This window comes from Paenibacillus sp. FSL R7-0272 (assembly GCF_037969905.1).
Lineage (GTDB): Bacteria > Bacillota > Bacilli > Paenibacillales > Paenibacillaceae > Paenibacillus > Paenibacillus polysaccharolyticus.
In genome coordinates, this window is the sequence record NZ_CP150221.1 from 6,232,634 (window position 1) to 6,252,069 (window position 19,436).

The 19,436-nt window shown below is 47.5% G+C and carries 16 protein-coding genes; 7 read left to right on the top strand and 9 right to left on the bottom strand.

Going from position 1 to position 19,436, the window contains the following annotated elements; genetic code table 11:
• Nucleotides 1-20: 20 nt before the first annotated feature.
• Nucleotides 21-656, bottom strand: a complete 636-nt coding sequence (locus MKY23_RS27260; RefSeq protein ID WP_339833779.1) for a TetR/AcrR family transcriptional regulator — start codon at nucleotides 654-656, stop codon at nucleotides 21-23.
• Between the two features lie 222 nt (nucleotides 657-878).
• Here MKY23_RS27260 and MKY23_RS27265 point away from each other — a divergent pair, with 222 nt between their 5' ends.
• Nucleotides 879-1,646: an SDR family NAD(P)-dependent oxidoreductase gene (locus MKY23_RS27265; protein WP_154889991.1), complete on the top strand. Its 768-nt coding sequence runs from the start codon at nucleotides 879-881 to the stop codon at nucleotides 1,644-1,646.
• 728 nt (nucleotides 1,647-2,374) lie between these two features.
• Here MKY23_RS27265 and MKY23_RS27270 read toward each other — a convergent pair.
• From MKY23_RS27270 to MKY23_RS27285, 4 genes are all read right to left on the bottom strand, one after another.
• On the bottom strand, nucleotides 2,375-3,493 hold the full coding sequence (locus MKY23_RS27270) for an IS110 family transposase (RefSeq protein WP_154985940.1): 1,119 nt from the start codon (nucleotides 3,491-3,493) through the stop codon (nucleotides 2,375-2,377).
• A 262-nt stretch (nucleotides 3,494-3,755) separates the two neighbouring features.
• On the bottom strand, nucleotides 3,756-4,043 hold the full coding sequence (locus tag MKY23_RS27275; RefSeq protein WP_312027643.1) for a hypothetical protein: 288 nt from the start codon (nucleotides 4,041-4,043) through the stop codon (nucleotides 3,756-3,758).
• A gap of 141 nt (nucleotides 4,044-4,184) precedes the next feature.
• On the bottom strand, nucleotides 4,185-5,585 hold the full coding sequence (locus MKY23_RS27280) for a HAMP domain-containing sensor histidine kinase (protein ID WP_154984320.1): 1,401 nt from the start codon (nucleotides 5,583-5,585) through the stop codon (nucleotides 4,185-4,187).
• The gene (locus MKY23_RS27285; RefSeq protein ID WP_339833786.1) at nucleotides 5,585-6,262 is read right to left on the bottom strand and encodes a response regulator transcription factor; all 678 of its coding nucleotides are present in this window, start codon (nucleotides 6,260-6,262) and stop codon (nucleotides 5,585-5,587) included. The genes MKY23_RS27280 and MKY23_RS27285 overlap by 1 nt, the downstream gene beginning before the upstream one ends.
• A 249-nt stretch (nucleotides 6,263-6,511) precedes the next feature.
• Here MKY23_RS27285 and MKY23_RS27290 point away from each other — a divergent pair, with 249 nt between their 5' ends.
• The 4 genes from MKY23_RS27290 (at nucleotide 6,512) to MKY23_RS27305 (ending at nucleotide 12,011) form a co-directional block, all read left to right on the top strand.
• Nucleotides 6,512-7,345, top strand: coding sequence for a polyphosphate polymerase domain-containing protein (locus MKY23_RS27290; protein ID WP_339833789.1), 834 nt, complete (start codon nucleotides 6,512-6,514; stop codon nucleotides 7,343-7,345).
• Complete coding sequence (locus MKY23_RS27295; protein ID WP_251508150.1) at nucleotides 7,338-8,018, top strand: DUF4956 domain-containing protein; 681 nt, start codon at nucleotides 7,338-7,340, stop codon at nucleotides 8,016-8,018. The genes MKY23_RS27290 and MKY23_RS27295 overlap by 8 nt, the downstream gene beginning before the upstream one ends.
• 66 nt (nucleotides 8,019-8,084) lie before the next feature.
• Complete coding sequence (locus MKY23_RS27300; RefSeq protein ID WP_339833795.1) at nucleotides 8,085-10,508, top strand: carbohydrate-binding domain-containing protein; 2,424 nt, start codon at nucleotides 8,085-8,087, stop codon at nucleotides 10,506-10,508.
• Nucleotides 10,509-10,892: 384 nt separating this feature from the next.
• A complete protein-coding gene (locus MKY23_RS27305) occupies nucleotides 10,893-12,011 on the top strand; it encodes an IS110 family transposase (protein WP_154985940.1) in 1,119 nt (372 codons plus the stop codon).
• A 569-nt stretch (nucleotides 12,012-12,580) separates the two neighbouring features.
• On the opposite strand, the gene MKY23_RS27310 is transcribed toward MKY23_RS27305, so the two are convergent.
• A complete protein-coding gene (locus tag MKY23_RS27310; protein ID WP_154959567.1) occupies nucleotides 12,581-13,159 on the bottom strand; it encodes a class I SAM-dependent methyltransferase in 579 nt (192 codons plus the stop codon).
• A gap of 140 nt (nucleotides 13,160-13,299) precedes the next feature.
• Nucleotides 13,300-13,980, bottom strand: coding sequence for an FHA domain-containing protein (locus MKY23_RS27315; protein WP_123063975.1), 681 nt, complete (start codon nucleotides 13,978-13,980; stop codon nucleotides 13,300-13,302).
• Nucleotides 13,981-14,221: 241 nt separating this feature from the next.
• Between MKY23_RS27315 and MKY23_RS27320 the strand changes: the two genes are divergently transcribed.
• A complete protein-coding gene (locus tag MKY23_RS27320; RefSeq protein ID WP_167375744.1) occupies nucleotides 14,222-14,377 on the top strand; it encodes a hypothetical protein in 156 nt (51 codons plus the stop codon).
• A 116-nt stretch (nucleotides 14,378-14,493) separates the two neighbouring features.
• Nucleotides 14,494-14,919 carry a hypothetical protein gene (locus tag MKY23_RS27325; RefSeq protein WP_154984315.1) on the top strand — a complete coding sequence of 142 codons (426 nt, stop codon included), beginning with the start codon at nucleotides 14,494-14,496 and terminating at the stop codon, nucleotides 14,917-14,919.
• A gap of 136 nt (nucleotides 14,920-15,055) precedes the next feature.
• Here the strand turns inward: MKY23_RS27325 and MKY23_RS27330 are convergent, their stop codons facing one another.
• Nucleotides 15,056-17,728, bottom strand: a complete 2,673-nt coding sequence (locus MKY23_RS27330; protein WP_339833804.1) for a DUF2339 domain-containing protein — start codon at nucleotides 17,726-17,728, stop codon at nucleotides 15,056-15,058.
• Between the two features lie 260 nt (nucleotides 17,729-17,988).
• Nucleotides 17,989-19,305, bottom strand: a complete 1,317-nt coding sequence (locus MKY23_RS27335) for an MFS transporter (RefSeq protein WP_154984313.1) — start codon at nucleotides 19,303-19,305, stop codon at nucleotides 17,989-17,991.
• Between the last annotated feature and the right edge of the window lie 131 nt (nucleotides 19,306-19,436).

Genomic DNA, 19,436 nt, shown 5'->3' on the forward strand with positions numbered 1-19,436 from the left:
TAAGCATGTATTTGCATGTATTAGTCCGACAACATACGCTCATTCACCGTCCGACCCTTCTGCCCAGGCTCAATCAGCAGACGGGTCGGTTTGATGTTAATTAGAGCTGTCAGCTGTTCCCCCATATAATGTGCGGAATATTTGAATCCCACCTCTGCCCAATGCATAATAACCCCCACGGTTGCGGATACGAGATAACTTAACATGATGTCATAATTGATCACTTGCTCACTATCTTCAGTTACCAAAATGAAGTCCTGAGTAAGGTAATCCCGGAACACATTGTTGATCCTGAGCGCCATATCCCCATGCATTGTCATGAGCGCCTTGAATTGATCCTGATGATTCTCAATATATTCAAACACAGGCATAGTTGACGGTAACAGTCCGGTCATATCTACTTCTGTAAGGTTAGCATACGGTGAGGCGTAAGCCTGTCCTAATCCTTGCAGGAAGTCTTCCAGAAGAAATTGCAGTAGCTCCGGTTTGCCGGGAAAATGCAAATAAAAGGTCCCCCGATTATAGTCGGCTCGTTCCGTAATATCCCGGATGGTCAGGGCGTCAGCCCCCTTTTCCAATATTAAAGATACCGCCGCAGCGATGATCGCATCCTGCGTTCTTCGTGCTCTCCGATCCTGAGGGTGTTCAATAATCAACACTTCCGCCTCCTTTGTCCATTATTGTAACCTAAATGAACAACGCTTACATCTGTGTTCAGTAGCTGACATTTGCGCTGTCAATGATTATTGTCACATATTTATGTATATCTTAACATTAAGACAGGAACTAAAGACGACAGGTTTTCACCCACTGAATTTATTATTTAATTCCTATGGAGATTACCTGCCCATTATATATTATAAGGAGACGATTCAATCATGAGTACATCCTACACACAAACCGCTGTTATTACAGGAGCTGCCGGAGGAATTGGTAAAGAGCTTGCACGTCGCTTGGCTGAACGTAAAATCAATCTGGTCTTGGTTGATTTGAACGAAGAAGCGATTGCCAAAACGATTGCAGAATTGAATCTCGATCAAGAGCATACCATTGCGGTCAAAGCCAATGTATCCGATGAAGCAGATGTTAAAAATTACGTACAAAAAGCAATGGATGCATTTGGACGTATCGATTATTTTGCGAATAATGCCGGTATTGAAGGGCCAACGGGTCTAATTGAAGACCTGAGCGTTGAAGCACTTGATACAGTATACAACGTAAATATTCGCGGGGTATTCCTTGGTCTGCAAAACGTCATTCCTGTGATGAAAAAACAAAAATCCGGTGCGATTCTGAATACCTCTTCCCTTGCTGGTCTGATGGGCGCTCCGGCGGTATCTCCATATATTATGTCCAAACATGCCGTTGTTGGTCTCACACGTACCGCTGCTAACGAGCTGGCACCTTTCAACATTCGTGTTAACGCCGTATTGCCAGGTACAATCAACACACGTATGATGCGTCAGATCGAAGCTAACTCCGGCAACGTGGAGGATTACCAATCCGCTACAGTATCTGCTATCCCAATGGGCCGTTACGGTGAACCGGAAGAAGTCGCAGCCGTGATGAACTTCCTGTTGTCCGAAGACGCCTCTTACGTTACCGCATCCCTCTACACTGTAGACGGCGGTATGATGGGTCAGTAATAGGTAATTGTAGTTGTAACACCAACATTATTGGCACATGGATGGGCGTATAGTAGAACCTACAGGCGTGTACTCTATGCGATTTCCTCAAGCGAGGTGCCGTGTAGCGTGTAGCGAAATTTTACTGACATCCGGCCAAGTTGCAAGAGTTTTTTACTTCCACACCGCTTGTTTGATGCCAAAAGACCTCGACACCACCATTAAGGGATTTCCCTTTGTGTGAAGTTGAGGTCTTTTTATTATATGCACCAGCTTACATCCATCGGCACTCTACTTATTTTACGCTAACGATCACCAGAAACCTTATTTCCATCATTTCGGCACATTTCCGAATCTAACGATCACCACGGACGCTATTTCGGTAAAAGTAGCCCTTTTTCATCAAAATGACCTGTAAAATCCGAAAATAACGTCTCTCCTGATCGTTGCTATGAACGTTTTAGTCAAGCCCAGCACAAAAATACTGCAATTTCGTCGAAGTCCTAAGCGCGGGGGTCCATATGCGAGCGACGGTTGGCACGCTGCTATCCGTGGGTTGGTTACCACATGGTATGCCTTCGTCAAGGAGAGCGGTTGTAAGCTAGAAACGCACGTTCAGCCCACGTAGAGCCTAGTGCAAACGATCAACACAGATTCTCTCCTGAACCTTTTCATGAACCCCCGGGCGTAAGACTCCGAGTTTTACCCTATTCCCTTGTGACGAACGTCTTGGACAAATGCAAAACAACTTACTTTGCGTTCGGCTGTTCCATGGTTCGGGCAACCGCCCAAATAAAGCCCATCAGTTCACGTGCTACAGCGGCAATCGCCACATTGGGATGCTTGTGTTTTCCAAAGATCAGACGGCGGTATTTAGCATGTAGCCTGTTCTGCGCTTTCCATGAAATCTGTTGTATGTCCGCGGACAGACCTTCTAAACGGATGGCTAAGTCTCCTTTCACCGCCGGTCGGTGACGGTAACTCCAAGCCGATTCGATCAAGGTTCGACGTAGGCGCCCATTCCCTGTTTTGGTGATGGAACCTCGTTTGGTACTGGCTCCAGACGAATGCTCACGGGGAACCAGGCCCAAGTAAGCCATGAGCCTCGCTGGGGAAGAAAACCGGGCAAATGAACCGATCTCCGAAACCAGGGTAACCGCCGTCAGAAAACCAATGCCGCGAAGGGACTGCAAGATGCGGATCATTTCCGTTTTGGGATGGGTCGCCGCTTCTTCAATAAGTGCTTTTTCCAATCGACTAATCCGCTGTTCCACCTCATTCAGTGTGTGAAGATACTCGGTAAATGCGGTTTGCATCGAGATTTGCGGGAAAGTGACTGTTCCCAGCCAGATCCGATATTTTTTCGTCCAGGCCCGTTTGATGTGTTCCGGCGGATGGATCTGGTGGCGAAGTAAAAACTTGAGCACACGCTGGCGAGCCCGGTGTAAATCCTCTTTAGCTGTTTCACGTGCACGAACCAATTCACGCAGAGCTTCATCCTCTGGAGCGGGAACGTAAATGGGAGTGAGTTCGCCCGCACGAAATAAACGCGCCAGTTGTTCTGCGTCGCGGCGGTCGGTTTTCACTCGATCCCCTGCACGTTTGGGAATGAGGGACGGAGCGATGACCACACAATGTGCACCCATAGATTCAATCCAGCGGTGGGTTTCGTATCCTGTCGGACCAGCTTCATAGCAGAAGGACAAGGTATTTGCAGGTCCAAGCGCTTTGATGAGTTTACGTAAAGCGGCAGGCGAATGCGCAATGGACCCGTAATACCGAGGTTTGGCCTGTCCTTCGTCTGCGATAGCCACCGAAATTTTTTCTTTGGACACATCTAAACCGATGAATTTTGTGGTAGACTGCATAGTGATAGCTCTCCTTTGCTGTGTAGCTCTGAAATGGTGGTTTTGTCACTTTCCATTTTAACCTACGAGTGCAGCAATATGGAGGGCTATCCTTGTTTACGTTCATCATAGCTAGATTTAAAATCACCCAAAAAACACTCAAATAACGTCGCTGGTGATCGTTAGAATTCCGGGCAGCCCCGAGAAACACAATGTAGAGTATGAATAACTCAAACTTTCAGCCTTTCCAGCACAATCTTTCTCTCGTCCGTTTGAATCCGTATTAATCCACGTATCCCGCGTGACCTTTGTCCATCAAATAATCCATTTCCGCATCCAAAATGCTCTCTACAGTCAGCTCGTCAAGCTTCACATCTTTGCGGCTTAGAATGTAGTCAGATAGGTCGTCGCCGTCAATATCGACGTCTTTACCTTTGGCATTCTCATGTGCCTTGTTGATATAAGCTTGCTCATGCTTCAATACAAGTTCGATATTTGCTTGGCTAGCCTTTGTTTTGTCCGCGATATATTGCATCATTTCCTGCTCATTAATTGCGTTGTTGTCTGCCACGTATGTTCATCTCCTTGGTTATCCTTCTTGCTGTCATTGTAGCATAGGTTATCCCATTACGGGCAGAACTTATGCCCAACCTTTTGCGGCACCTTTATGATAAGGTGCTCATTTTCGCCATTCGCTACTTTAGCATCGTACCTACGACAACCGCACATAAAATGTAGCACCCTCACCCACCACACTTTTGGCGTAAATCTCTCCCTTATGTTGCTCTACAATAGACTTGGCAATCGCCAGACCGAGGCCATGTCCGCCGTGTTTACGTGCTCTTGATGCATCCGTGCGATAGAAGCGGTCGAAGATCCGTTCCAGATGCTCTGGCGCGATCCCCTCCCCCGTATTGGAGATGGTCAGCATGACATCATGGTTCTGCTTCTGGAGTGTAATGTTCACAGTCCCTGTTGGCCCGGAATATTTCACAGCGTTATCGAGCAAGATCAGAACCACCTGTTTGATCTGCTCCGGGTTTCCGTGAACCGTCAGATCAGGATCAATGCTGTAATCAAGGGAGATATTTTTTTCAAAAATCACGGCTTCCATCGGTAAAATAATACTTTCCACCGCTTCACTCATATTGAACCTGGTATGGATAAGGGTGGACCGTGAGTCCTCCATCTGAGTCAGATACAACAGATCATTCGTTAGTCCAGACATCCGCTCGGTCTCCGATTTGATATAGTGAAGCCATTTGGCCTGACTTTCAATGGTCTCCTCCTGATTCGCCAGCAAGACATCCGTGTTCGTATTAATGATTGCCAGAGGTGTTTTCAATTCATGGGAGGCATCGGCGATAAACTGTTTCTGTTTCTCAAACGCTTCACGCACAGGCGCAATGGAGCGATTGGCAAAATAACGACTTAGGAAGTAAATGACGATCAACATAATCAGTCCAACCACGGAAAAGGTGTAAATCAGATTGGTCAGGATGCCCTGCTGTGCCGTCACATCCATGAACACGATCATGTGCCCGTCCCCGTTTGGATCAACCACATAGGCCCAGTCCGTGCCATCCAGTGCAAATTGTCCAGTCCACCGACTACTGTCACCTTGGCCGATTTTCTCCTGATCTACTTTTTGCAGCGCTTGCGTGTAAAATGAGTCCTCCATATCAAACCGCGAATGGGTATCGGTAATCTTCCACTGCTTATCAGTCTGGATCATAAAAGAAACCGACCGGGCAGGAGGTGCGCCGAGATCTCCACCCGGTCCTCGATACCCACCAAAGTTCCCACCGTTCATGTCGTTACTGTTGTTGCCCCCGCCCCTACTCGGAGAAGAGGGTACAGTTGCCGATCCGGAATTCGTTCCCGTTCCTGTCCCTACTCCTGCTCCCCCACTCTGCCCTTCACCTCGTGACTGCTGAGCACCCAAACCAAACGGGTTATGGTAGAAATCAGATACCTTGTACAGCTCCATATTCGTCTCGCGTTGCACATTCTGGTACGTAATGGTGTAGATCGTTACAAAGGCCACCAGCATCATAATCGAGATCGACACCAGATTGACAATCAGGAACCGATTACGGAGTTTGTTAAACATTAGCTCATCACCTCAAGTACATACCCCACGCCCCGAATCGTATTAATGCGGACAGCCGAATTCAGGAAGGTTAGTTTTTTGCGTAAAAAAGAGATGTAGACCTCCACGTTGTTATACTCCACATCCGAGTCGAATCCCCATAACTTCTCAATAATCTGCTCTTTGGAGGTAATCGCCTGTTTCCGGGTAATCAGCAACTCCAGCAACTCGTTTTCTTTCAGGTTCAATTTGATTTCCTTGCCTTGAACACTCAGCTTCAACTGAGTGGTATTCAGTTCGATATCACCAAACTTCAAGCCATCCTCCGGAACCACTTCCCCTTTGCGTCTCAAGGCTGCCCGAATCCGGGCGAGCAATTCTTCCGTGGCAAAAGGCTTCGCAATATAATCATCGGCACCGTAATCAAGGCCCGATACTTTGTCCGACAGTTCTCCTTTGGCTGTGAGTAAAATAACCGGAGTATGGTTCCCTTCACTGCGGAGCGTTTTAAGCACCGTTATGCCGTCCATCTCCGGCATCATAATGTCCAGCAGTAACAGGTCGTAGATGCCGCTCTGCGCATAATCCAGTCCTGACCTGCCGTCGTGGACCATGTCCACGGAGTAATTATTTTTTTTCAAAATCTGAGATACAGCCTCTGCCAAATGAACCTCATCTTCCGCAATTAAAATTCTCATCCTCTATTCATCCTCTGCTCACGATGGTTTGTATGTTCTTATTCTATCAATTAAACCTTGAACCAACCTTAATAATTAGAACACCGACACGGTATAGATGAAGGAAAAGAAATGTTAACGCAATGTAAAACGATTTAAGATTCATTCAAGGTTGTTTCGCTAAGATACAGACATGACAGCAACACACCACAAACCAAACATAATTAAAACATACACCAACTTATCCATACCCGAAAGGACTGAACCGTCGTGGCGATTGAAGTATTCAACCGATATGAGAGCAAGTACCTGCTGACCGATGAGCAATACCAGCACTTTTACAACGATCTGCTCCACTACATGGAACTGGATGCCTACAACAAAAAACATGAGTTCTACTCCATCAGTAATCTGTACTTCGATACACCGCAGGATTCACTGATTCGAGCGAGTCTATCCAAACCGAAATACAAGGAAAAGCTGCGTTTGCGAGCTTATGGTGTACCCGAAGAGAATGCAAAAGTATATCTGGAGATCAAAAAGAAAGTGTTCGGCCTCGTTAATAAACGCAGAACTGCGCTGAAACTGGATGAAGCTTACGATTTTGTTCGCTCGGGACAAGCGCCCGAGCTGGCCGACTACATGAACCCGCAGGTGCTGGAAGAGATCAAATATTTCCTCAGACTCTACGATCTTGAACCTAAAGTGTATCTCGCCTACGAACGCAAAGCGTTGTTTGACAAGAACAGCCGCGATCTTCGCATTACCTTTGACACCAACATCCGCAGCCGTAGATATGATCTGAAGTTGGAACAGGGAGATTACGGTGAACCGCTCGTGAAAGACGGGCGCTGGCTGATGGAGGTCAAAGCCGAGAAAACCGTTCCGATGTGGCTGTCCCAATTACTGTCGGGGCACGGGTTGTACCGGACCGGATTTTCCAAATACGGCAATGAATACAGACATCTGGTTCGAACCACCAACCTGAATTATCAGAACGAACGAGAGCTTATCCCGGGTACTGATTTCAATCCTAACGATGCGGCCCCGGCTACTCCACAAGAAAAATTAATTAGAGAAAGAGAGCGTGTACTCTATGCTTGATGCCCTTTTCAGCTCCGCCCTAGAAGATTCAACCTTGAGTTTCAGCAGTGCTGTCATCACGATTGGACTTGCAATTATTCTGGGACTTATCATCAGCCTTACCTATATGAAAACCAATCAGGCCACTTATTCACAGAGTTTTACGCTGACTATGGTTGTGCTTCCCGTGATCGTTGCCATCATCATTCTGCTGATCGGTAGCAATATCGCCCGGGCCTTCAGCTTGGCGGGAGCCTTCTCCATCATTCGTTTCCGCAGCGCTCCTGGTGATCCGAAAGACATTGCTTACGTTTTGTTCACGATGGCATCCGGTCTGGCTTGTGGTGTAGGGGCTTTTGGTTACGCTGTTCTGTTCACCGTTATCCTGTGCGTGCTGATGTTTGTACTGAACCGATTTAACTTTGGCGGGAAAAAGAGTCAACAGAAGACGCTCAAGGTTACCATTCCCGAGAATTTGAGTTATGAAGAGGCTCTGAACGAAGTATTCCATACTTTTAATATCCCATTTGATCTGAAAAAAATCAGAACGACCGAACTTGGTAGCCTGTACGAACTGGTCTATAACGTCACGATTCACGAGAGCGTGAATCAGAAGCAATTCCTCGATGCCATCCGTACACGGAACGGCAATCTGGATATCTCGTTAACGATGAGTCCAACGACAGAATATTAAAATTTGGAAGATTGATTTGCTCGCTTATTCGACTAACCCATTATGATTTGGAGAGGAACGATATATATGAAGAAGAAAAATGCTCAGAAACGTAAAAACATCATTACAGGCAGCAAACTGTGGTCCATCGCCATGATTACCAGTCTGCTCGCGGCATGCAGTGCTCCGGCAACGACAAGCAACACAGCCAATGCAGCCGTCTCCACAACAGGAACAACCAAAATCGTATCCGTCAGCGAGTCTACGTCCGTGAAGTATGCCGATCTGGTCTCCCTGGATGCCGATGATACGAATGTCAGCTGGACTGAAGCGGATTCAACCATGATCAAGCTGAACGGTACGTCAGCAACAATTACAGGTTCGGGTGCAAAGGCAGCGAGCGGTTCAGTTACCATCTCGGAAGCAGGCACTTATGTGCTGAGCGGTGAGCTAACCGACGGCCAAATCGTGGTCAATGTCGCCGATAAAGGCGTGGTACATCTCGTGTTGAACGGCGCAACCATTCATGACAATGACAGTGCAGGAATCTACATTCAAAAGGCAGGCAAAGCGGTGATTACGCTTGAAAAAGGAACCCAAAACGCCGTTTCCGATGGTAAAACATATGTCTATGCAGACAGCAGCACCGATGAGCCGGATGCGGCCATCTTTAGCAAAGCCGATCTTACGTTTAACGGTGCAGGTCAGTTGACCGTCACAGGCAACTATAATGAAGGGATTACAAGCAAAGATGATCTGAAAATCATCAGCGGCTCCATTAACGTCAAGGCAGCCGACGACGGCATCAAAGGCAAAGATATGGTTGCCATTCAGTCGGGTACCATTACTGTTGATGCAACAGGTGACGGCATTAAATCGACCAATGACACCGATACCAGCAAAGGGTTTGTCGCGATTGCAGACGGTACCTTTAACATTCAGAGCGGCAGCGACGGCATTCAGGCGGAAACCGCACTTGTCACCGATGGCGGTACGTATAACATCGTGACGGCTGGCGGCAGTACAAATGCACCTGCCAAGGTCGAAGAAGGCCCCGGCAGTGGTGGCTTTGGCGGTGGCCGTGGTAGCTTCGGAGGTGATGGTGCAATGAATGGCGGTACACCTCCAACCGATATGGGCACCCCACCGGATGGTGAACCGCCTGTCGATATGCCAGCGATGCCAAATAGCAATGGCAACGCCAATAGCGGTACAACAACGAACTCCACGAAGTCGGCAAATACCGGTGCGGCTAGCACTACAGCAACATCATCTGAATCCAACGCTGATACAGACAATGCAACGACGACAAAAGAGGAAGAGTCTACAAGCGCCAAAGCACTTAAAGCAGGAACCGATCTCACGGTGAATGGCGGAACATACACCATTGATTCTATGGATGATGCCTTGCACAGCAATAGCAATGTGACAGTAAACGATGGGACTTTCAACATTCAGTCCGGAGATGATGGCATTCACGCCGATCAGGCGCTGACGATTAACGGCGGAACAATCAAAATTATGAAAAGTTATGAAGGGCTCGAAGGGGCAATTATCACCCTGAATGATGGGGATGTAGACTTAACGGCGTCAGATGATGGGGTGAATGCCGCTGGTGGTGAGGCAACAACGAGCAGCACAACAGCAACTACAACGGGAAAAGCTACAAATAACAGCAGTTCTGCTACCGACACAAACAAATCAGCAGATACAGACACTGCTAACTCCACTGGAATGACGGGTACCACATCCACGTCAGATCAGTCGGCACAAGGTTCGGACGCAAGCCAGCAAACCCGTGGCCCTGGCGGTATGGCAGGCGAATCATCAGGCAATAACGAGCTTCACATCAACGGCGGAACCCTTACCGTAAATGCTGGTGGTGATGGTCTGGATTCCAATGGCTCCATCACAATGACGGGCGGAACGGTTATCGTGAATGGCCCAACGAATAACGGTAATGGGGCACTGGATTATGACGGCACATTTGTAATCAGTGGCGGATATCTGGTGGCTGCGGGAAGCTCTGGCATGGCGCAAGGCACTTCCGATGATTCAACGCAAAATGCAATCGTGATGACATTCCCTGAGACACAAAAAGCTGGAACACTGGTTCATGTTCAGGACAGCAAAGGAAATAATATCCTGACGTTTGCACCAGCAAAAGATTATCAAAACGTAGTCGTTAGCTCACCAGACCTGAAAAAAGATGGCTCTTACGTCATTTACTCTGGCGGAACATCGACAGGCAAAGCGGTAGACGGACTTTATACCGATGGTACGTATAGCGGCGGAACCCAAATCGTTGCCTTCCAATCCACAAGTAATGTGACTTGGGTGAATGAATCAGGCGTAACAACAGCGCGCTCCGGCATGGGTGGTTTTGGCGGAGGCAATGGACAAGGCGGATTCGGCGGTGGAAGAAATCGTTCTCAATCCGGTACATCTACAGATACAACAGGTACGACAAGCACAACTGGAACTACAGGAACTACGGATTCGGCAAAGTAACTGATGATGTACTTGTGAGACGAAAGGGCAAGCCTGTCCTGACCTACGCAAATTTAAAAAGTCCGGCTCTGATTTCACAATCAAGGTGAAATCGGAGCCGGACTTTGCTTGTTTTTCACATGGGGAAGATAGGTCATCCAACAGGAACCTGTAAGCCTAACGCGAATATGGATATATACTCTAAAGGTTGCTTGGACTGATTTTCGGTTAACTGCAACTTTAGCACAGGTGAGAGCGGAGAACGCTCAGGTTCACGTCTGAATTAAATTCTAGCTATGATGAACGTAAACAAGGATAGCCCTCCATATTGCTGCACTCGTAGGTTAAAATGGAAAGTGACAAAACCACCATTTCAGAGCTACACAGCAAAGGAGAGCTATCACTATGCAGTCTACCACAAAATTCATCGGTTTAGATGTGTCCAAAGAAAAAATTTCGGTGGCTATCGCAGACGAAGGACAGGCCAAACCTCGGTATTACGGGTCCATTGCGCATTCGCCTGCCGCTTTACGTAAACTCATCAAAGCGCTTGGACCTGCAAATACCTTGTCCTTCTGCTATGAAGCTGGTCCGACAGGATACGAAACCCACCGCTGGATTGAATCTATGGGTGCACATTGTGTGGTCATCGCTCCGTCCCTCATTCCCAAACGTGCAGGGGATCGAGTGAAAACCGACCGCCGCGACGCAGAACAACTGGCGCGTTTATTTCGTGCGGGCGAACTCACTCCCATTTACGTTCCCGCTCCAGAGGATGAAGCTCTGCGTGAATTGGTTCGTGCACGTGAAACAGCTAAAGAGGATTTACACCGGGCTCGCCAGCGTGTGCTCAAGTTTTTACTTCGCCACCAGATCCATCCGCCGGAACACATCAAACGGGCCTGGACGAAAAAATATCGGATCTGGCTGGGAACAGTCACTTTCCCGCAAATCTCGATGCAAACCGCATTTACCGAGTATCTTCACACACTGAATGAGGTGGAACAGCGGATTAGTCGATTGGAAAAAGCACTTATTGAAGAAGCGGCGACCCATCCCAAAACGGAAATGATCCGCATCTTGCAGTCCCTTCGCGGCATTGGTTTTCTGACGGCGGTTACCCTGGTTTCGGAGATCGGTTCATTTGCCCGGTTTTCTTCCCCAGCGAGGCTCATGGCTTACTTGGGCCTGGTTCCCCGTGAGCATTCGTCTGGAGCCAGTACCAAACGAGGTTCCATCACCAAAACAGGGAATGGGCGCCTACGTCGAACCTTGATCGAATCGGCTTGGAGTTACCGTCACCGACCGGCGGTGAAAGGAGACTTAGCCATCCGTTTAGAAGGTCTGTCCGCGGACATACAACAGATTTCATGGAAAGCGCAGAACAGGCTACATGCTAAATACCGCCGTCTGATCTTTGGAAAACACAAGCATCCCAATGTGGCGATTGCCGCTGTAGCACGTGAACTGATGGGCTTTATTTGGGCGGTTGCCCGAACCATGGAACAGCCGAACGCAAAGTAAGTTGTTTTGCATTTGTCCAAGACGTTCGTCACAAGGGAATAGGGTAAAACTCGGAGTCTTACGCCCGGGGGTTCATGAAAAGGTTCAGGAGAGAATCTGTGTTGATCGTTTGCACTAGGCTCTACGTGGGCTGAACGTGCGTTTCTAGCTTACAACCGCTCTCCTTGACGAAGGCATACCATGTGGTAACCAACCCACGGATAGCAGCGTGCCAACCGTCGCTCGCATATGGACCCCCGCGCTTAGGACTTCGACGAAATTGCAGTATTTTTGTGCTGGGCTTGACTAAAACGTTCATAGCAACGATCACCACGGAGCTTATTTTGCAGTAAAACGTCCTTTTCGGATTCTAACGGTCACCACAGAGCTTATTTCCAAAAATCAAGCCAAAAAACAGCCCGAAAATAGCTTTTCTACCGAAATAGCGTCGCTGGGGATCGTTAGATTTTTAGAATGGTTAAATCCAGCCAAATAACGTCTCTGGGGATCGTTAGAAGTTAGCTGAGACGAAATCAAGGATAAGGAGGGAACCATTTTACAGCTATAGAAAATTCCAACCTTCCCTACTCTCAAAAAGCATACACGTACACCTTGGTTCGCAACGCATCGCGGCAGGTGATGGTGCGTAACGGTTCTTTGCCTGGCAATGCAAAACAGACGCTGATCACCTTCGCCCCCGGCGGCAGCTCGCGTTGGAACTTGTCCACGAGCCGAGTCATCGCACCCGGAAACAGATAACAGATCACACCATCGGCATGCGCATAGGAACATGTATAGATGTTGCCGCGGATGAAGCGCAGACGTCCCTTGAACGAATGCTGTTGTCCTCCAGCACGGCGGAGCCCTATACTCAGCCATGTCAGGCATTGAGAAGTCCACAGTGGGATGAGTGAGTTTTCAATGCCCGTCAGTCTTTTGCCAGGACAATGCTTCACCACATCCATGCCAAGTGTTCCCCATCCCGAACCCGCTTCCATAATATCTGCATAACCCGTTATACGATTGACCTCCTGTATCACTACCTGCCTGACCGGGCGGGATGTCGGCATGGGCGAGATTCCATTTTTCCAACTTACGATTACGATCCATACAACGGCAATCAAAGTTAACACGGCAATCAGCCATGGAATTAATTGAATAATCATCATGAACTCATCATAACAAAGGGAAGCTTCGGCGGTCTATGATCGCTTGGAAGCTTCCCTTTCCTATGCCTATATTCTTTTAAAAGACCTGATCATCATTACTTAATATTACTTGGTATTTCTGTCTAGAGGAAGTGATGTGACTATTCGCCAGTCTCCCCGACATGAGATTTCATGTATACTCCTTTTTTGTAAACGGATTTAATCGTAAAATGAATGCCCAGCTTGCGATTCGTGCGGTAGATGAGCGAGTTAATCTCGTCGATACCCACCGGATCACTCTCCAACATACTTCGTTCCGGCCACACCTGCGCAATGATCTGCTCCCTTGTTACAAAATGATCCAGCTCACTATACAGCAGCTTGAACAATTGGTATTCCTTCTTGGACAGCGGAATTTCATCTTCGTTTACCTGCACCGTCTGCAGATGATCCTGTAAACGCACACCCTCGCCGAGCAAGTCCGATATACGATATTCTCTCGTCTCCCCGAGATCACCTTCCACCCGAAGGTGAATCAAACCGTTGACCAGTGTCAGGCTGTCGCCTTCGCCAAACGGATATTTCTCATATGGGACGAGGCGTTGCCCGTTAAGTTCGGTTCCATTTTTGCTATCCAGATCCTCGATCCAGAGCTGTTCTTTCGTGTCATAATGAATGCGGCAATGCCGCTTCGATATCATCTGATTATAGATGGACAAGTCCAGTTCACTGACACCTGTGTAACGCCCCACCGTAATCGAGCGGCCCTGGCTCACATAGGCGAATGAACCATCGCTCTCCTGTCCCGGCGTACGAATGACGATTTTTGCCGTCTCCCGCATGTTATTCCCCACCTTTAATGTCACTCGATCTCTATCTTTTCATTCGAGTACTGATAAATTCATCAGATTTGTTCCATTGTTTGCATGTCTGCCATTTCATATAGTGATATACAGGAACACCATAGACTTAAACAGGCTTAAACATTCTTTACTCATTCTATAACTATACCAGACGTTGTGCATTTTTTCTCATAACGCCCTGACGGACGCTTTAGCTTATTCAACAAGAGAGGTATTTGCCATGAAGAAAAAAACCATTTTGATATACGTGCTGCTTGCCTTCGCTTTATCAATCACCCTAACCGTGCTGTCACGCGTGAGTAACGATGGCGGTGTATCACCAGAAGGGACATCGGCCTCCGAAATCTCGTGGCTTCGAATGAACAATCAACCTTAAATGTGGCAGCTACTCTATTATAAACGCGACTCCTGTACAAAACGTTTCACGAATGTCATCTATACGAAACATTTGTAGCACGTCCTTCGTTCCACAATATAAGGGGAGGAATTACAGTGAAAAGAAATACCATTCACGCAATCACATGTGCTCTTTTTGCTGCTTTGATCCTTAGCAGTTGTCAAAGCTCTGATCTGCCCAATCCAGCGGAATTAAATAAAACTCCACGAGGGCTGGGGTCTTTCTATCCAGATAACATCACTGAAGTAGATTCAATTGAAATCATGAGTGGCAGTGACGGTTCTACAAAAAGAACGACCAATCCCAAGTTGATCCATGACTGGATTGAAAAGATTCGACATGTAAAAATTGTTCAGTATCCAGACGCAGAAGACACAACAGGCGTGTTATTTCATGTGACCATGTTCAAACAGGACACCGTCGTATTTTATATGACACCTACCAATATAAATCATCAGCCAATCGAGCCACAGGGCGAACTGGCAGACCTCATGACTGAGCTATACGAAGCCATTCCATAGCTTTTGTTGCACTAAAAAGGACTCTGAAATCACTATGATTCCAGAGTCCTTTGACAACGTTCAACGAAGTATACAACGTAGCAAGCACAGCGTTTTCTAATATGATACGTTCAACAACACTCGTTATACGCCTACATCAATGTTGTTCATCATCTGTTTCCTCGGATGTACCTGAGGTACTTTTCTCAGATTCATTGGATCGCGTTGATTGATCTGTTGGATTTATTTTATTCGCTGTAGTGGATATGTTCTGACCCTCACCCTCAACCTTCGCCTGAATCTCCTCCATCCGGCTGGACACCTTTTGATACAGATACGAGATACCCAGTAGCAGCAGACCAAAGCTGAAATACGCGATGATTTTGCTGCCCGCCGTCAACAGACTGACATCGTAGAACACCATCTTGCCTGTGGCGAACAACGTCAGGCCCAGACCGAGACGCCGGATCATGACATATTTTCTCCGGAACCCGTACGCGATATAGAGAATAGCCAGCACCAGGTAGACTAAGCTGAACATCAGTCCTACGTCGCCCCACTGGAACTGAATGGTCAGGAACACGGTGATGACGCCGAGCAAGTAGATGCCCGCAATAACGGGATACCACTCGACACTTTTGAACTGACCACGGATACCCGCGATGAGTAGGTCTCGCCCCGCGAAGAATACACCCACGTTGAAAATAATCAGTACCACCAGTCCGACAATCTCGGCTGCCGTATGCTGCTCTACACCTGGCTGCAATGCAGGCATCGTCAAGGTTACTGCCAGTGCAATGCAGCATCCAACCGCATGCAAGAAAAGTGTATATCCCCGCAGGAACGAGTCACGAAGCCATTTCACTTTGCCCAGTCCATACGCCAAAGCAATCGTCAGCGCAGCGAACATAAGCATTTTGTAGAACATGTGTAAGATGAATGTTTCATCAACAGTCCTGACATACAGTTCATTCGATTCATAGAGCACGTATAACCATACATTTATAAGGACTGCCACCCTGAATCCATCCAGGAAACCGCGTTCCCATGGGGCGTAGTTAAATTGTTTTCCCATTCCTTCGGAGGCATTTCCGCGTAGCGCCCAAGCATAATAAAGCGTAATGAGCAGGGTTCCCAGCGTAAGGCTGGAGTATTTTAACATAAAGTGCGACTGTTCCCCCACAAAGAATAATGATAACAAATCATACTGCACAAAGAATGTAATACATAGAAGCACGATGCCCCAGCCCGCACGCTCGACTGCCTTAAATTTTCTGAAATGTCCAAACGTAACCAGTAACACGCCTTCAATCAACCAGCCCATCGACAGCCATTTCGAACCAAACTGGAACGGAACAAACAGAATGGTAAAGGTGAGCGACGTAAGATAGAACAGTAAAATGGTCTGCTTCTCCTGCGCCATATGCCGCTGAACAAACCTCGCAAGTCCGAGATAGACGAGTGCAAAAATAACAGCAAGCAAGCCCTGCGCATCATTCCAGCCCGCCGCATCGAGCAGTACATACAAGACGAGACAGCTTAAGCTCGTATTCATGGCAAGTAAAGCGAAATCCCACCAGGTCAATTTCACCCGATGTTTGAACGGATACGCAAGCGTAATACCCAGATACAGAGCAAAAGTCACCACAGAATACAGCATACCCACCTGTTCACTCGGTGACAGCCATAGCAGAATCAGCATGGACGGCGCATGGAACAAGAAGCTGATATAGTGCACGACCGGCCATCGTTGCCCGAACGAAATGAACACAATGATACCGTTCAGCAGCAACAGATAGATCATTGCGGTATAGACCGCTGTGCCTTCCAGCCCAAACGTGAACAGGTAAGAGAAGAATGGCAAATATCCACCCACAAGACCAAAGGAACAGATCGTCTTGGACTGATACCTTAAAGACAACAAGACGGACACAGCTGACACCAGCACAGATAAACCCAAACCTGTGTACAGCCCGATAATATGCAGCAGGAAATAACTGTAGAATATCGAACCAAATAACACCGATATGCCTCCGCCAAGCAGTCCCATGGCAAATGTTTTTTGTTTCCGGCGAAACAGCCACTCCCCACCTGCTAGCATCAGTGCGCCAAGCAGGAAAAAGCCCGCGCCCTTCATATCATCGCTAAACCACGTTGAATAGGAGTATCGAAAGGCTGCGCCGACTCCCAGAATCAGGAGCAGTATCGCTACCTTGTTAATCCAGCTCAGCCCGATCCGCATCTCCATCCGATTTTGCTTGATTCGGCGCTGGATCGTTTCCTCGCTCAGCTCCTCCTCTGCCATCTGCTCATAACCATGCTGCATCTGGCCGCGAACTGCCTCAGTTCTCTCCCACACAGCCTGCTTGTGCGATTCGATCCGTGATTTCACCTCGTTTGCCAGGTAGGCAATCCGTTCCTTCATTTCAGCCGCATCCTCTTGCAGATGCTGGGAAGCCTGATTGAAGATAGTATTCAGATTAGCTTTGGTTCGATGCTCCAATTCGCTGATATGGTCGTTATGTACTGCCGTTTTGCCTTGAAAATAGGTCTCCATCTTCTCCCGCGATACCCGGATCAGATTCAGCTTCTCGTCCAGCATCTGCTCGGACAATGCCATGCGAAGACGCGCATTCTCTTCTTCCATCTGGCGTGCACGACGTTCCAGTTGTTGCAGTTTAAGTTGCTGCGTTTCCGTCTGCTCCAGCAACTGTTCGTTGCGAACCGTAAGGTCATCGGACTGATACTCCTGTAGTAAGGCTTGATAGTCCTTAGCGAGTTGCCTCTGCTGCTCCTGAACCTGCCTAAGCCGCTCCTTAAATTCCTTCATGGACTTCCTCCATTGGTTGTCATAAGATGTTTTCCTATATTTTACTATACTTATGTCAAAAATTGAGGTTTTCACGATAACTTTCCATCGGATACAATTCTGATCCGCTACACAAAAAAACACCAGCATTCCAGGTCTGTGATATCACAGATGCCAGAAGATGCTGATGCTTATTTATAGAAGCAGCGTGGAGATATCAAAAAAAACGATTGAACTATACTATGGAAGGTAATTATAGAATGTCATTTTCGTTAATCGACTCAATGCGTCGGTTTAGGGATGGGTTTTTTCAAAAATACACCGTAGGACAATGCACCCAGAAGCAGCAAACCTGCGCCCAGCAAAAATACATTGTTAAAGCTACCTGTCGTGTCCAGAATGTATCCGGTTACAACAGGAGCAAGCGCAGCACCCAGGAATCCGCCAAAGTTCTGTATTGCACCCAAGGAGGCTACTTGTTCACCCGGAGCAATGTCTGCAGCCAGTGTCCATATGACACCTGATGGTAGTTGCGAAGCAAAGTAACCAACAGACAATAGAACGATGCTCACGACCGTACTATCGATGAATGGGATAGGCGCTACCGACGCTGCGGCCAAAATAGCTCCACCAACGATAGGAACCTTACGAGAGGTCACTGCATTTACTCCTTTTCGAATGAAAAAGTCTGAGATTAATCCGCCCAGCAGTACGCCGATAATTCCGGCTACAAACGGAATCGAGGCAATCCACCCCGTCTCCTTCAACGTAAAGCCCTGCTCCTTCTCCAAATAGCTTGGAAGCCATGTCAGGTATACCCAGATCGTAAACATAATACCGAAGTTTCCGATGATCATAAACCAGGTGCTTTTGTGTTTGAACAAAGAACCCCAGTTTGCTTTGGGAGCATCAGCGGTTTTTGCTTTATCCGTACCTGTGCTCTGTTCAGCCGCGGCCTCCGGTCCTTTGATCAGCTGTTTTTCGGCAAATGTCGGATCACGATACACTTTGAGCCAGATTAGCATAATAATCAGACCAATGACACCGACAAAAATAAACATCCCTCTCCACGTCATCGTTAACATTAGAACCGTCAAAAGCGGTGGTGCAATGGCATTTGCAATCTGTGATCCCGTGTTAATAATGGAGGTTGGCAGTCCCCGCTCACTCTTGGCAAACCAGCGCTCGGTTACCTTCAAACCCGAAGTGAAAAAGGGAGACTCCGATACACCAAGCAGCATCCGCATCGCGTATAACAGAGAATACGTATTGGTAAACGCACTGAGTATGGTTGCGACAGACCACAGTCCAGACGCCCAGGTAAACATCTTTTTAGGTCCGAATTTGTCCACGAGCCAGCCAGCTGGCAGATTAGCCAATGCGTAAGGCCACAAAAAGGCGGATAACAGCAAACCCATCTGTGTGGAAGATAGCCCGAATTCCGCTGCTATCGTTGTATTTGCAATACTTAGATTAGATCTGTCCAAATAGTTTACGATAGCACCCAGGAGCAATAATAAAATGATGCCCCATCTCAAACCTACTTTTGGTGTTTGAGGTACCGAAGCAGGGGATGGTGATGGTTTTAATGTTGCCATGGAAGTCACTCTCCTCAACATACATAAATATTAAATTACTCATATTATATATAATGAATAAATATGGAAATTACAGGTTTGAGCAAGCGCTGCTCTTCCCCCAACATGGGAAAGATTTTACTAAAGTATAC